The sequence below is a fragment of the Vibrio rumoiensis genome, assembly GCF_002218045.2.
Taxonomy (GTDB): Bacteria; Pseudomonadota; Gammaproteobacteria; order Enterobacterales; family Vibrionaceae; genus Vibrio; species Vibrio rumoiensis.
Genome location: NZ_AP018685.1, coordinates 2,484,465 through 2,499,555, shown reverse-complemented (window position 1 = coordinate 2,499,555; position 15,091 = coordinate 2,484,465). Strand labels below are relative to the sequence as shown.

Here is a 15,091-nt window from a genome sequence, read left to right as displayed (position 1 = left end):
ATCTTTTTGGGATGATTTCTGTAAATTATCCTTTTGACTTTTTCTTTTGTAAGTACATAGATCCTATAAAAATTAGGACATAAACCAAATGTGAAATGATAGTTTCTATGGTTGGATAAAAGCCTATCGTGTTGATTGTTGGCAGTGACCCAATGACATGGATGCTTATATTTCCGGTTAACTGCAAAGCATGAATGCTGACTCCCAACATTTTAAATGCCAAGAAATAGATCAGGTATGTGAACATTTTGAAAATGATTGGAGTCGGTAGCTTGACCGAAGTTTTTAAGATTATAACGGTCACTAGGGCCAAAATGGTCACTGCGATAGTCATACCTAACAAGAATTGATTGAGTTCAATGTTAGGTAAAATACCCGCATAAAATAAAATCGTTTCAGCACCTTCCCTGAACACCGCCAAAAAGCTTAATGCACCTAAAGAAAGAAAACTTCCTATAGTTAAAGCTTGCGTCGTTTGTTTTTGTAAGAACCGTTTCCATGAATCGGCAGAAGATTTATTATGAAGCCAAATACCGACAAATAGCATCATGACGACTGCAAATAAACCGACGATGCCTTCTAATGTTTCTCTAGTATGACCAGCCATATTGGTTGGTAAGAATAGAACTAAAGCCCACGCTAATACAAAACTGGTAATAAGGCCCAATATGGCACCAGAAATAACCCAATATTGTCCGCGCTTTTGTTCTGTCGCTTTCATTGCTGAAAACAAAGCAATAACGATCAATAAGGCTTCTAATCCTTCCCTTAATAATATCAAAGCAGCATCGACAGCATTGTAATGTCCAGCAGGGTCCAATTGTGAGAGATCAGTGATGATCTGTTGTAATTGTTGTTGGTGTTTAGGGTTTCCGTTAGCCGCAATGATTAATGGGAGTTGATTTTCTACTCGTGTATAAAGAGCAGAAGATCGGGTACTTACCACACTTTCAAAGGTTGGCCAGTTTTGAATAAAAGTTAGCAACTCTTGATTACCTGATAGTGAATTTTGTTGTTGATAATCACTTAATGCTGTATTCAAAATACCAATGCCGTCATTGAGAGTCATATCACTATTACTAGTTGCAATCACTTCTCCATTATTAAAACTGGTTAAGGCCGCTCCTAATGCATCACTTTGTTGTTTAATGTGCTCCCAGGAGGGTTCGGATCTTGCTTTTTCAACATTTAATAAAGCAAGGGCGGTCTCTATTTTTCCATAATGTCCCATGCTGGTTTCATGCACGACACGTTCTCGCTTAGCCCACGCGCGGTTGAACATTCGAAATGTGGTTTGCAATTGGCTCATATCTTGTTGGTCAATTGCTGCTGCCATTGCTTGATAAGTTGGCATTACACGCTTAATAAATTGTTTGCGCATCGTCGCGTAATCCACTGGATTAACATATTTTTCAAGCTTGATTAATGATGATGATACTAAGGTCAATTGTGCAACGCTTGGAGTTTGCTTCGCTTGAATAATAGCATCAGTGACATTTTTCTTATTAGCGGTATCAGCAATATCTAGGGTATGTAAGTATTGCTCCATTTGCTGTAAATCTTGTTGCGCCGATATTGTATCTCCCTTTTTAGTCGCGCCAATAGCGTCGGAAAGAGAGATATAAGCCGGCGAAAAATTGATTTTATCCGCCGCCAAAGTTGAGAAGCTCACCAACATTAAAACACAAAGAAGAAAGCGTTTTACAAGGGGGATCGGGTTAACTTTCAAGTAATGATTGTCCAAGGTATTCTCCTTCTTTTACGCCACCAAAACAGGCAAAAAGTCCACTGCCGATATGGGTAATGTATTCGTTCATCTTGTCGATTTTTCCAAATGCATTTTGGATATCGATAAATTGTTGTGGAGACTTTTGAAAAGAGACAAACAATAACCCTGAGTCATATTGACTGGTACGGGTATTGATGCCTTCCACATAAGAAAATGAACGACGTAATAATTGTTGTCCTGTGCTGTGAGCCAAGTGAACATGTGAGTCAATCGGCATTATCGGTTCACCTTTTTCTGAGGTTAACGATGAATCAATAGGATCGAATTCATGATGTTGACCCATAGGGGCACCGCTTGCTTTATTACGACCAAAAGTATTTTCTTGCTCGCCATAACTGGTGCGATCCCAAGTTTCTAAATGCATTTGAATACGACGAACCACCATATAGCTGCCATTACGCATCCAGTTTGGTGAATCGGCCCAAATGTATTTATCGGCTTGCTTTAACGTTAAGGCGTTGGCGGTGCCATCTTTAAAACCGAATAAATTACGAGGAGTGTCTTGTTTGTCGTAGGAATTGAAACCACTTTGTGCCCATAGCATAGAAACCATCGAGGTTCGTGCGTAACGAACAAGTTGTCTTACTGCATGGAAAGCAACTTGTGGGTCATCGGCACAAGATTGAATGCAAATATCGCCGCCAGTATATTGTGCTTGCAACTGGTCTCTTGGAAAGTGAGGCAGTGGGGTGAATTCAGCCGGTGCTTTATCTTGTAGACCCAGTTTGTCTAAAAATGATGGTGATACGCCAAAAGTTAAGCTCAAATTATATGGATGCAAATTATCCGCTTCGCCAGTATCTGAAGGTGGGACATATTTATTTTTGCTATATTTGGCAACATTTTTACCTTGCGTTAATAAGGCCGCCTGTTTTGTCCATTGTTTCAGTAATTGAATAACCGCTTGCTTGTCTGTGTTGTCCAATTGCAGCACCATGAAATAAATATGACGTTGCTGAATGGTGGTGATCCCAGCTTGATGTTGTCCATAAAATGGAACATAACCTTCAGCATAAGGTGCGAGGCTGTTGGTCGCTTGCTGCTTTGTGGGTAATGTTTGGGATTGGGTATCTGATGTCGTTTGCGTTGCTAATGCTTTTCCCAGTAATAGGGAAGAGCCGCTTAAAGCGGCCCCTTTTAGCAGTAGACGACGAGAGATGCTTGAACGTTCAATAGATGATTTAATTTGTCGTTTACTGGTCATTTATTTATTCCAAGATAATGCCCATTTGAGCAAGAGGTTCGCCTAATTTATTGACTGCTTCCGCTAAACCTGCAATATCATTATCACTGAGTTCAGTATAATCTTTGAATTTGTCACCTTCTTTTTGCTGTGCAAGTAATTGATTAACTTTCGCAAAACGGTCATCAAGAGTGCTAACTAAAGTAGGATCCATGTCGGCTAATTGCGGTTTGAATATCACATAGATTTTTTCGGCACCATCAATATTGCCTTGGAAGTCATATAGGTCGGTATGGGAAAAAATTTCTTCTTCACCAGAAATTTTACTGGTTGATACTTCGTTTAATAAATCCACGGCACCTTGCACCATTAATTCTGGTGTTACTTCTACTGTTGAGACTTTGGCTCGCAACTCTTTTACGTCAGCAATTAACTGTTCAGTATATTTTTCAGTGCCTTCGGTGGTGTTTTGTACCCAAAGAATTTCCTCGATAGGGTGAAAGCCTGTCCATTTTTCATTAGGTTCTAAATCCGCTTTACGTGCATCAATTCTAGGGTCTAAATCACCAAAGCTTTCGGCGATCGGCTCGACAGTTTCAAAGTTCATACGAACAATTGGATATAAAGCTTTAGCTTGTTCTAACTTGCCGGCATGTAAATAATCGACAAATGTTTGAGTTTGGTTCACAAGATCATCAATTTTATCGACTGAAAATGTTTTGTATTCTTGAAGACCTGCATCAATGTTGACCGCAGCTTGAGTGGGCGCCGCCATATTAAGCGTGGCAATAAATGCCAATGAGAAACATGTTTTTTTAAAATTCATAACTACCTTCGTCCTTATGGTGATAATGATAATTAATATCATTATGGTGGCATTTTAAGGCTGCCTGTAACAAAGTCAAACATTTTGTATCAAAATGTAATGGTCGAGAAAAGAGGATTATCAGATGTCAGTATTCTTCGTATAAACCCACGTCAATAGCTCGCGGGTGAATCATTACCTAAAATTTACTCGTGAAACAGCGAATTCAATATCCGAGTTTCCGCAGCTAATGCAGGAATAAACCGTTTCGTATAATTTTTACAACAGTTTCAGCGTAACTATTCACCCGCGAGGCCTTGACACTAAAGTTATGTGACCGGGTTAACTTGATCCCACATTCAACTTGAGTGATCTTTTTTCGGTGGCAATCTGGAGGTATGAATAAGAAAACATTACCACCTCCGCCAGATTTCGATTCGCCTGAAGAAGCGAAAGATATCATCCATTTTTTATGGAATAAGTTGGCTGAACTTGAAGACCGACTAAATCAAAATAGTCGAAACTCTTCTGTGCCACCATCACAGCAGCCTTTGCATAATAAAGCTAAAAATACTTCACCTAATCGGATGCATAATAAAGCTAAGAATACTTCACCTAATCGGAAGAAATCAGGAAAAAAGCAAGGAGCTCAACCAGGTCATAAAGGCCATCGCCGACTGCTTCACCCCGTTGAAGACAGTGCCTCGGTTGAGCAATACTTACCAAACAAGACATGCCATTGCGGTGGCTGTGTTGTTCCAAATCGACATCCCTACAAACGACATCAAATCTTCGATTTGCCTGATATTTCGTACACACTTATTGAGCATCAAGTCTTTAAAGGCGAGTGCTCATGGTGTGGTGATAAGCATCAAGCGGAGCTTCCAGAGTATGTGCCTGATGTTCAAATGGGGCCAAATCTACATAGCTTTATCGCAATCCAAGCAACCCAGCACCACCAAAGCATAGGTAAAATACAATCTATGTTGAAAGATGTCTTCCAACTTAACTTCTCAACAGGTGCAATATCTGCGGCACAAGGGCGAGTCACGGAATACTTAGCCGATACGCATGCTCAAATCCATGAAACAGTCAAAGCATCTAAACTGATTATGGCTGATGAGACTTCGCATCAGCGCAATAAGGATAAAAGCTGGATGTGGGCCGCACTAAGCAATGATGTCGCCTTTTTCCAAATTAACAGCGGAAGAAGCCAACATGCTGCCAAACGACTACTTGGTGAAGCGGTTTTACACCTTTTAGTGACGGATCAATATTCTGCCTACAAATATATCGACGAATCTAAGCGGCAATTATGCTGGGCTCACATATTAAGGAACCTCATTGCAATCGAGGAGAGCGTTTGTCCTGAAAACCAAAAAATCGGAGAAAAACTCGCTTTAATCGCTCATAGCGTATTCAGGTGTCACCACCGGTATATCGAAGGAAAAATTACCGAAGGCCAGTATTACCGCCGACTCCGGCGGTTACGAAAGAGCTGGCTTCATTGGCTCAAATTGGGCAGTTATCAATGCTCAAAACGATATAGAGGTAGATGTCGAAACCTCATCGCTGATGACACTATGGTCTGGCGTTTTATGGATGACTCCAAGTGCCCGTTAACAAACAACGCTGCAGAGCGAGTCCTGCGTAATTATATATTGATGAGAAAGTGCTGTTACGTGACTCGCTCATATCGAGGAGATCTGTTCCGTGAGCGAATGTTCTCACTGATAGAAACCGCCAAGCTTCAGAAAATCTCAGCTTATAAGTGGCTGCGTAAAATCGTCGAGCACCATATGCTTAAAGAGGATTATCAGACGCCAGTATTCTTAGCATAAACCGACGTCAATAGCTCGCGGGTGAATAGTTACCTCCCAAGAATTATAAGGGTGAGCAAAATACACATCGGTTTCTAAGGCTTGTGCTACTACTGCTCTCGGATAGCGTTAGATAGGTCTAAATAGATGTATTTATCCTTTGGTGAGGATTATTGAGAGTATATCCCTACTAGAGGATATACTCTCAATTATCCCCTATAAGGTATAAATGAGGCGTTATTCTCTGGTGGGGGTATAAAATGTTCAACATCTCACGATGGCATTTGTCCGCTATAACAACAATATTGATTATCGTTACGGTACCTTAAAAGAATTAATCGATGTCTACGTGTTCAAGTTGAAGTAAGTAGTTCTTCCGACTATCAATCCACTCCGTCACCTTTACAATATGTGCTTCAGGCATGAAACTATTCTGGTAGATGTCTTTAATCTTCTTTGTATTTGCACAAAGTTCTTCAATCCATTTTTTAGCTAACTTTGGCTTAATCCCAATATTTTCAGCAAACGTGAGAAAATCAAAGCCAGTATAGGTGCAATGTGAAATATAGCCGCTCGTATTTCCATTATCACCTTCTTCGCTAGCTAAAAGCGGTAGTGCTAATGTGGTTTCGTTAGCAATGTAGTCAGGGTAAGGAGCTATCGATACATAATCATAAATAGGCGCGAGTTGTGCTGCGCCTTTCTCTGGCAAAAGTATGCCGATATTGCGCAAATGGAGATCATTGTTACCAAGGAAATATGCGGTTAGTACCCGATTAAACAGCTCCCTTTTAAATGACAAGCTACTGTTTACATGACTGATTAAGAATTTGCAGGCCTGCTCGTAGCTAATATAACCCTCACCATCATCTTTTATCTTCCCGTACTTTTCGCTAACACTCATGGCCGCATCTAGCTGCTCTTGATGGATCGCTTCTTCGCCTGCTTTTAAACGGTCATAACGTCTAATAATAAAAGCGCGCTCGCTGTCTTCGTCCTCTTCACGAAAGCGAACCAAACCAAACGGAGGTAAATCAAAACCAAGCGCTTTCATCACCAACATAGTGGCATGCTCATTTTCCGCTAAATAAGGAAACTCTGTGGGCGAAGGTTTAAGAATAAACAAAGCCTTCTCTTCTACAACTCCGAGCTCATTTTCATCGTTAATTGCTAACGATAATTTTGGTTGATAACCAGAAATACTCATGCCTTTCTGTTTTTTGGGCAGTTCATTAACAAACTCCTCACGTGTAAAAGGCAAACGCATTTGATACTTACTTGCACCAAGCAGAGCTTTTATCTCGCCTTTTTTATATTCTTCTTGCTCACGATTAGAGTTATTAAGATCAACTAAGCTGATAAGGCTTCTGTTACTAGGATACATTACTCTTCTAACCTCATCAGTTGTACTGCGCCAAGTAAGTTTTTGCCATTTGACAAAAGCATACCAAGCGGATCATTTTCATCAATTTTCTGTAACTCAGAATAGCGCTTTTTCAGCCAACCTTCTGGCGCAAGGCTAAGAAAGAATGGGTGTAACTCTTTGCTCTCAAATATCTTTTCATTTAGTGGCATACTCAGTGACAAGCTTCGTCCTTTATACGAAGCATCATACTCAAAGGTAAACCCATGCACATCTTGGGTTAGTACACCGCAAAACTTCCCATACAGTAGAACTTTTACTTTTCTATCCATATCTTCATGCCTAATTCATTAGCAATGGTTAAAAAATTATCTAGCGATGTTTTACTTGGATCTTTAAGCATGCGCTTTATCGTTGAACTAGAAATATCAGTTTGAAGTTCTAATTCTTCTAATGAGATTGCTTTCTTACGTCGTTGCATATCCGCAACCAGACTATTTTTATCGTAGATAGGATATGTCGATATGGGACGGTCAACGGAATCTTCTATATTGTGCAACAGTTCTTCAAGAACAGAATGCATATGAGATTCAAGTGAATTTACCTGATCGCGTAGCTGTAACACTTTTGGGTTCATAATCTTGCCTATACCAGAGTTCTTAATTGAGCTTTATAATCTCTACAGTACCAATATAAGACCATAAAAGATCCAAGTAAAGGAGGCATGATTCAATCGTGAGCCTTTTGTTTATAGTGTGGTGGTAATGGTTCATTTGCGAGCTAAAATGGTATTTTTTAGTTCATAAAAGAACCAAATTAGATAGGGGATATTAAAAGGGGTCAAAAAGAAACGTATTATTCATTTAACCTTTGAACGTGAGTGATCTCTCATAACAGATTGCACTATTAGGTAAAAAATAGATTTGTGATGAGATTAACGAAAAAGTTAACTATTAATCCTTATTTTTAAAAAGCCGTTTCATTATTAAAAGGTTTTTTATGAAGAGTCATTTAGTCGTTCCGACATTAATGTCTATTTTGGTTGCTTTTTCGTCCACGCTGTTGGCGGACGACACAGTCAGTAAAGCGAAATATCAAACTCAAGCCATTGATAGTCCAGAACGAAGCTTTCCATTATTTTACAATAAGCTAAAAGAGAGAATGACTTTTTCTTTGGGCTGGAAAAAGAATACTCTTTCACCAGAACAATGGAGAATAAATGGTCAAGAAAAAGCGCGGCAAATCATTTTCCCTTATCAAGATACGACACCTTTTGAGCCTATTGTTATAGATGAAGTGGATAGAGGAAGTTATACCGCCCAAAAAGTAGTTTTTAATATCAGTGATGAAAGTCGGGTGCTTGCCTTTTTATTAGTTCCTAAAGGTAAGGGGCCTTTCCCTGCTGCATTATTCTTGCATGATCATGGTAGTAAATTTGATATTGGAAAAGAAAAATTCGTTCAAACCTGGAATGACGATGCTCGATTAGCTTCATCACAAGCATGGGCTGATAAATTTTTCTCTGGCCGTTTTCCGGGAGACGAATTAGCTAAACGTGGGTATGTTGTCCTTTCTATCGATGCGTTAGGGTGGGGAGATCGCTCGGTGCTAGGCTTTACCACCAATTCACAGCAGGCGCTTGCAGCAAATCTTTTTAACTTAGGAGCTTCTTTTGCTGGAATTATTGCTTTAGAAGATTTTCGGGCTTCTGAATTTCTCGCGAGTCGTCCTGAAGTGGATAAAGAGCGGGTGGCTGCGGTTGGATTCTCAATGGGGGCGTTCAGATCTTGGCAGCTTGCCGCATTATCGGATGCTATAACGGCCAGTATTGTTGATTGTTGGATGGGAACAATGAAAGGATTAATGGTACCAGGAAATAATCAATTAAAAGGGCAATCGGCCTTTTCAATGCTGCACCCTTATATTTCCCGTTATCTGGATTATCCCGATATTGCTGCATTGAGTGCTCCTAAACCAATGTTAGTTTATGCGGGTGGGCAAGATGGTCTTTTCCCTACTGAGTCGGTTAATGATGCTTTTGATACTTTGCATGCGGTGTGGGAGGCCAATCAAGCTAGCGATAAATTAGAAACAAAAATTTGGCCGGATAAAGGGCATACTTTTACAAAAGACCCAAATTCAACTCCGAACTGCGACATTTGTAATTTCAAGCAGCCAACATCATTTTGCTAAAAATGACGGCTGGTTGCTTGAACCCTAAACACTTCTTTGGACGATAATTTATCCGAAGTTGGGCTCGCTCAACTTCATCATCACTCACCGACCGTAAATCTGTTCCTTTCTTGATATATTGTCTCAACAGGCCATTAGCATTTTCATTAGCACCGCGCTCCCAAGAACTATAAGGGTGAGCAAAATACACATCGGTTTCTAAGGCTTGTGCTACTTCCATATGACCCGCAAATTCTCTGCCATTATCGGCCGTTATAGTATGAACAAATCGTTTGTATGGCCGTAATAAGTCTATCGTCGCTCTGGTCACATCTTCTGCTGATTTTGAAGGCACTTTTTTTACTAAATAAAACCGTGTGGCTCGCTCTAAGATTGTGACAATAGCGCCCGTACCATGTTTACCAAGAACTGTATCAATTTCCCAATCACCAAAACGTGTACGATTATCGACATCTTTGGGTCTTTCATCTATTGAAATGGCATTTTTTATTGCGGGAGCTTTATCTTTCTTGCCTCTTCTATAGCGTTTATGACCTTGGCGTAAATGACGAAACAGTTTACCGCCTTGCCGTTTATTGCAGGCAATAAAACGGTAAATCCATTCATGACTGACTTTTTCTCCAATACGAGTAAGAACGTGAGATATTTGCTCTGGACTCCAGTCTTGCGTTATTAAAAACTCAATAAATTCGACACGTTGTTGCGGTACTCGATACTTAGATGCGTTTAATCGCTTTGCCCTAGATAGTTGCTGGGCTGTATCTGGTGAATATTGTTCTTTTGTACCGCATCGTCTCAACTCTCTATAGAGAGTTGAGCGGTGACATTTTACGGTTTTGGCAATTTCAGAAATTGAAATTCCCTGTTCTAAAAGGGCAGAAATCTGGTATCGTCTTCCCTCGGTCAACTGCTGATAATTCATGGTAGTCCGCTTGTTTCTTTGGCGAGAAGAGCGTACCACTTTCAGCAGTTGGTTTCCTCTTCTACACCATTCCATGAATGTCGCAGTTATTATCTGAAATCAGGGATATGCAAGAAGAGGCATTTAATTGGTTAGATAATCAGTTTAGCCGTTGATTGTGGTTTTAAAAATGCCAACCAGTAGATCCGGTTGGCATGAGTGAATTTAAGCGCTTTTACTTTCTATTCACCTAATGATTTGCGAGGTGGTGATATCACCTATAACTAGGTGGCCAGCGTCTATTGTTGTTTTAATCTAAGTGCTTGCTTTTATAGGTTTTAATTAGATCGAAAACGTCTCATTTTCGTGATCCTTTTGATCAAACTATCTCTGGTGGTTTTTTATACCGTGCTGTCTTGGCAGTGGTTCAGTTAGATGAGAAAATCCATGGATGGATTATCTGTCCTTGGTGTAGCGGTCAATGAAAATTGGCCACATAGTTTCAGGCAATTCGAACGTCATTTCTTACTCTAAGTCGTGTATTAATGTCTATTGAGTCATTGATATTCTTCTAATTGAAAGGAGGTGCCAAAGCGAGTGCCAATTTATACCGTTTAGTAATGACTTGTCGGGCGAATGATATAAACCCTTATTATTACTTCCAACACATCTTTAATGACGTCAATATCAGTGAAGCCTAATAAGGCTTCACCGGTTAATTGTGGGTTTACGTTTATGTCGTTTTTATTTGGTGATTTTTTTGTAACATCATAAATAACTTTCCTAAGAATGAACCAGTGATAATTAAGGTTAAGGACATTAAGTGTTCGAAGGTTAATTCTGATTTATTATAAAAAATAGTTAACATCACAGTAGATAATAGTGGCGTTAAATACGTTAAGGAACCGATAAATCTAGGGTCACTATTACGCATGGCATAGTCCCATGTATAAAAGCTTAATCCCATAGGACCAAGCCCTAGTAAGCATATAAATAGTAAATCTAAATAGCTTATTTGAGGAACTTCAACATAGGTCAATCCGAAAACGCATAAGGATAAAATTCCAGAGATACCACAAACAACAGCAATTGCAGAAGATGGCATATTTTTGTGCTTCCGGTTAGATAATGTGTATCCTGCCCAAAGTAATGCTGCTGCAAACGCTTCAAGGTAACCAAACCAATATGCACTGTTATGTTCTTCAAGGTTACTAGACATAACAAGAACCACTCCACTAAATGCCATGATTGCACCAATGATATGACCAGGATTGAGCTTGTCCCCTCCAAATAACGGGCTTCCAATAACTATAAATAATGGCCATAGATATTGGATCATATTGACCTCTACCGCAGGTGCTCGACTGAACGCATCAAATAGCAAAAAATGATAACCAAACATACCAATGATCGCTGTAAGCCATACATTTATAGGTAACTTCCAGTTACGGTAATATTTAATTCCAGGAAGCATGGCGATAAGTAATACAATACCCACAGAAAGAGAGGCTGGTATATGGTTGATGCCCACCGTTAAACTGGCTAGTGATGACCACATTAAAATTGTCACCATTGCCGATAATATTGGTAAGTACTGTTTCATCAAGCACTCACTATGTTATGTTCAGGCCCAAATTTAAAACCAGTAATATTTTCATTGCCGTTTTCTGTAAGTACTAAAATATCGTGCTCTCGATAACCACCAGCACCAGGCTCACCTTCAGGGATCATCAACATAGGCTCCATCGATATCACCATTCCCGGTTCTAATACTGTTTGGATATCTTCTCGAAGTTCTAACCCTGCTTCTCGACCATAATAATGACTTAAGACACCAAAGGAGTGACCATATCCAAATGTTCGATAGTCTAGAACACCGTGTCGGCGATAAATATCATTTAGTTCAGCCGCGATATCACAACAGCGAGTCCCCGGTTTAAGTAGTTCTAAACCACGACGATGAACTTCACAGTTAATTTCCCATATTTTTAATTGTTCATCGGTACAATAATCAAGGAAGAGTGTTCTTTCTAAAGCGGTATAGTAACCAGCAATCATTGGGAAACAGTTAAGGCTGAGAATATCACCTTTTTGGAGTTGTCGGGTTGTTACGGCATTGTGCGCGCCATCCGTATTTATCCCCGATTGGAACCAAGTCCAAGTGTCTCGAATTTCTGTATGAGGATATGTTTTAGCTATTTCACGGATCATTGCATCGGTTGATGCTATGGCGATTTCATGCTCACCTACATTTTCTTGGATGGCATCTTTACATGCATATCCACCAATATCTGCAATACGCGCACCATTCTTAATGATCGCTATCTCTTCAGCACTTTTAATCATGCGCATTTTCATTACATCAGAGCTGATATCAATTAATTGTGCTGTTGGCACTGTACTTGCTAATTTATCGCGCACGATTAAAGGGGCATGATCCCCCTCTATACCGATTGTTTTTTCATTATTACTTAACGATTTAATGGCTCTGTAAAAGTTATCTTGTTTCCAGTCTGTGTAGACAACATTTTCTCCAAAACTACGGCGATAACCTAATCCACCATCAATATTTGCGGTGATGGTTGTTGAGCTTTCTTGAGTAACATAAAGTCCAAAATTACGGCCAAATGCACAATATAAAAAATCACTGTAATAATTAATATTGTGATAAGAGGTAAATAAAATAGCATCAATATTATTGACTGCCATCATCTCTCTTAACTTGGTTAATCTTGACTGCATCTCAATTGGAGAGAATGTCCCTTTAGTTTTGCTTCCATTTTTTATTTCTAAAATATCTTTCATTATTATCTCCAAATCAACCTACGATTAATGTCGACTTAGAGTGAAAGAAAACCATTATCCCATCAAACAATATTTACTAATGAGCACATAATACATCCTTATTTATCTCTTGATTTAATACCAAGCGATTGACATGGTAGTTATATTCAAACTCTCTGGATTTTCCCTCTAGCCATTTGATAAAAAATATCATTTCTGGGTTTTCTGACCATTTTTTAAGATAGGTTAAGTAAACACTCTGATCTGGAGTAACGTCATTTATTAAAGGTAGTAGCTTTCCAGTTGCCACTTTCTTTGCCACTAATACATGCCTTGCTAATGCAACGCCTTGTCCAGATTGTGCGGCACTAATAATTAAATCTGCTTGGTTATATCGATAACCATTTCTTGCATCGACATGTTTGATATTATTGTCTAATAACCATTTTTGCCACGATGTAGAGAGTTTTGCTTGAGGTACTGAATCATGAAGTAAGGTAACTTTATTTAGGTTATTTAAGTCATGTAATTGATAGGTTTCGATCATTTCAGGGGTTGCAACAGGGTAAATATAGTCTCGTAATAATTCTTTTTGTATCATTTGTGGCTTATCACCAAAGCCATGATTAATTGCAATGTCTAAACGGCCACTATTGAAGGTTGGTTCTTTTATATCGGCAACCAAGTTTAATTCTATGTGCGGGTGTGTTGCTTTAAACTGGCTGAGTAACGGCATGAGCCATTGCGTGGCAAATGACGGCATACAATACACTTGTATTGCTCTGGTATTGGATAGTGCTTGTAAGTTATTAAAGCCATCGTGTAATTGATTTAAGGCTTCATTTACTACCGGAAATAATTGCTTTCCTTTTTCGGTTAAGGTCAGTTGTCGAGGCTTTCGCTCAAAAAGCTTATAGCCTAAACGCTCTTCTAATAAGATAACTTTTTGACTTACCGCACTTTGTGACACAAATAATTCTTCTGCTGCCAGCGTAAAACTAAGATGCCGAGCTGATACTTCAAAATATCGAACAGCTTCTAATGGAGGGAGCTTCATATAACGCCTCGTATGGGAGTAATCGGTTTATGAGATTTAATAGCAAGAAAAATGCCACATTTATTTTGGTTTTTATTGTGAAAATATAGAGATAGCATTAAGTGATTAATATATTGCCCGATATTGGTGCGGAATATTGCACTAATGGCTTTCTATTGTGCATTAAATATCCTTATGTATGGATAAGGAATCACTGATTGAGTCTTCCTATTGGTATGCAGCAAACTACAGTCTGTTAATTAAATGAAAGGAACTCTTTATGACCAATTTATCCATGGATGTGAATAAGGTAATAAAAAAGTGTGCATTAACACTTGGTATATTGGCTACCACAACTTCAGTAGCCAATGCTGATTTATTACAAGATATAAAAGATAAAGGTGAAATTGTTGTTGCGACTGAAGCTCGTTACACTCCATTTGAAATGCTCGAAGATGGCAAGATTGTTGGTTACGCAAAAGATATCCTTGATGAGGTGCTGCGTGATCTTCCAGGCGTTAAATTAACCCAATTAGACTTACCTTTACAGGGGATCTTGGCGGGGTTATCCGCTAAACGATACGATTTTGTTGTAACGTCACTCACTATTACAAAAGCCAGAGCAGATAAATTCAGTTTTACTTACCCTATTTCTAGTGCTGCTGTTGCCATGTTGAAAAGAAAAGGGGATAGCAGGATCAATTCGCCTTTAGATATGGCTGGAAAAGTAATTGGTGGGCAAGCTGGATCCCCACAAGTTCAAATTGTTAAAAACTACGAAGAAAGCACTCTAATTCCAGAGCGTGGTGAAGGAGTTAAGAGGATACAAGAATTTACCGATTATAACGAAGCTTATGCTGCTCTTGCGTCTCGTCGTGTTGATGTGGTTCCTCAAGCTATCCCTAACTTAGCCCCTATTATTAAAGAGCGTCCAGATCTGTTTGAAATTGTTCAACCTGCTTTTGGCCCTGATACTTATTACGCATGGGCTGGACGTCAAGGTGAAGATTCAGCGTCCCTTGTACAATTCTTTAGTGATGGAATTGAGAAATTGAATAAAAGTGGAAAGCTAGCAGAGTTACAAATGAAGTGGTTTGGTTTCACGATGGATGTCCCTACTGGATACGTACCAGAGCCAGCTAGTTAATAACGTTTTTGCTAAATAAAGGCAGATAACATCGATAACTGCCTTCATACCATATCTTTTTCTTCTTTGT

At 39.3% G+C, this 15,091-nt stretch carries 13 protein-coding genes; 3 read left to right on the top strand and 10 right to left on the bottom strand.

Going from position 1 to position 15,091, the window contains the following annotated elements; all coding sequences use genetic code 11:
* Nucleotides 1–25: 25 nt before the first annotated feature.
* Genes VRUMOI_RS11395 through efeO form a run of 3 tightly spaced genes read right to left on the bottom strand, consistent with a single transcriptional unit; the run spans nt 26 to nt 3,798 of the window.
* Nucleotides 26–1,744 carry an FTR1 family iron permease gene (locus tag VRUMOI_RS11395; protein ID WP_089138405.1) on the bottom strand — a complete coding sequence of 573 codons (1,719 nt, stop codon included), beginning with the start codon at nt 1,742–1,744 and terminating at the stop codon, nt 26–28.
* Complete coding sequence (efeB, locus tag VRUMOI_RS11390; RefSeq protein WP_089138406.1) at nt 1,719–2,993, bottom strand: iron uptake transporter deferrochelatase/peroxidase subunit; 1,275 nt, start codon at nt 2,991–2,993, stop codon at nt 1,719–1,721. Before efeB ends, VRUMOI_RS11395 begins: the two co-directional genes overlap by 26 nt.
* 4 nt (nt 2,994–2,997) lie before the next feature.
* Entirely contained in the window at nt 2,998–3,798 is an 801-nt protein-coding gene (efeO, locus tag VRUMOI_RS11385) for an iron uptake system protein EfeO (protein WP_197712947.1), read from the bottom strand.
* A gap of 377 nt (nt 3,799–4,175) precedes the next feature.
* On the opposite strand from efeO, the gene tnpC reads away from it, so the two are divergent.
* Nucleotides 4,176–5,618 (top strand): IS66 family transposase, encoded by a 1,443-nt coding sequence (gene tnpC, locus VRUMOI_RS11380; protein ID WP_089138407.1) that lies wholly within the window; start codon nt 4,176–4,178, stop codon nt 5,616–5,618.
* A gap of 313 nt (nt 5,619–5,931) precedes the next feature.
* On the opposite strand, the gene VRUMOI_RS11375 is transcribed toward tnpC, so the two are convergent.
* The 3 genes from VRUMOI_RS11375 to VRUMOI_RS11365 form a co-directional block, all read right to left on the bottom strand.
* On the bottom strand, nt 5,932–6,864 hold the full coding sequence (locus VRUMOI_RS11375; RefSeq protein WP_197712946.1) for a type II toxin-antitoxin system HipA family toxin: 933 nt from the start codon (nt 6,862–6,864) through the stop codon (nt 5,932–5,934).
* Between the two features lie 116 nt (nt 6,865–6,980).
* Nucleotides 6,981–7,292: a HipA N-terminal domain-containing protein gene (locus tag VRUMOI_RS11370; protein ID WP_089138409.1), complete on the bottom strand. Its 312-nt coding sequence runs from the start codon at nt 7,290–7,292 to the stop codon at nt 6,981–6,983.
* Entirely contained in the window at nt 7,277–7,597 is a 321-nt protein-coding gene (locus VRUMOI_RS11365; protein WP_089138410.1) for a helix-turn-helix domain-containing protein, read from the bottom strand. Before VRUMOI_RS11365 ends, VRUMOI_RS11370 begins: the two co-directional genes overlap by 16 nt.
* Nucleotides 7,598–7,959: 362 nt before the next feature.
* On the opposite strand from VRUMOI_RS11365, the gene VRUMOI_RS11360 reads away from it, so the two are divergent.
* On the top strand, nt 7,960–9,153 hold the full coding sequence (locus VRUMOI_RS11360; RefSeq protein WP_089138411.1) for a dienelactone hydrolase family protein: 1,194 nt from the start codon (nt 7,960–7,962) through the stop codon (nt 9,151–9,153).
* Here the strand turns inward: VRUMOI_RS11360 and VRUMOI_RS11355 are convergent.
* From VRUMOI_RS11355 to VRUMOI_RS11340, 4 genes are all read right to left on the bottom strand, one after another.
* Nucleotides 9,128–10,075, bottom strand: coding sequence for an IS30 family transposase (locus VRUMOI_RS11355; RefSeq protein ID WP_110410617.1), 948 nt, complete (start codon nt 10,073–10,075; stop codon nt 9,128–9,130). The two genes, VRUMOI_RS11360 and VRUMOI_RS11355, sit on opposite strands and share 26 nt — an antisense overlap.
* Nucleotides 10,076–10,787: 712 nt before the next feature.
* Entirely contained in the window at nt 10,788–11,657 is an 870-nt protein-coding gene (locus tag VRUMOI_RS11350) for a DMT family transporter (protein ID WP_089139620.1), read from the bottom strand.
* A complete protein-coding gene (locus VRUMOI_RS11345) occupies nt 11,657–12,859 on the bottom strand; it encodes a M24 family metallopeptidase (RefSeq protein ID WP_197712945.1) in 1,203 nt (400 codons plus the stop codon). The genes VRUMOI_RS11350 and VRUMOI_RS11345 overlap by 1 nt, the downstream gene beginning before the upstream one ends.
* A gap of 76 nt (nt 12,860–12,935) precedes the next feature.
* Nucleotides 12,936–13,895 (bottom strand): LysR substrate-binding domain-containing protein, encoded by a 960-nt coding sequence (locus tag VRUMOI_RS11340; protein ID WP_089139621.1) that lies wholly within the window; start codon nt 13,893–13,895, stop codon nt 12,936–12,938.
* A gap of 259 nt (nt 13,896–14,154) precedes the next feature.
* On the opposite strand from VRUMOI_RS11340, the gene VRUMOI_RS11335 reads away from it, so the two are divergent.
* Nucleotides 14,155–15,021, top strand: a complete 867-nt coding sequence (locus VRUMOI_RS11335) for a transporter substrate-binding domain-containing protein (protein WP_197712944.1) — start codon at nt 14,155–14,157, stop codon at nt 15,019–15,021.
* Nucleotides 15,022–15,091 lie beyond the last annotated feature (70 nt).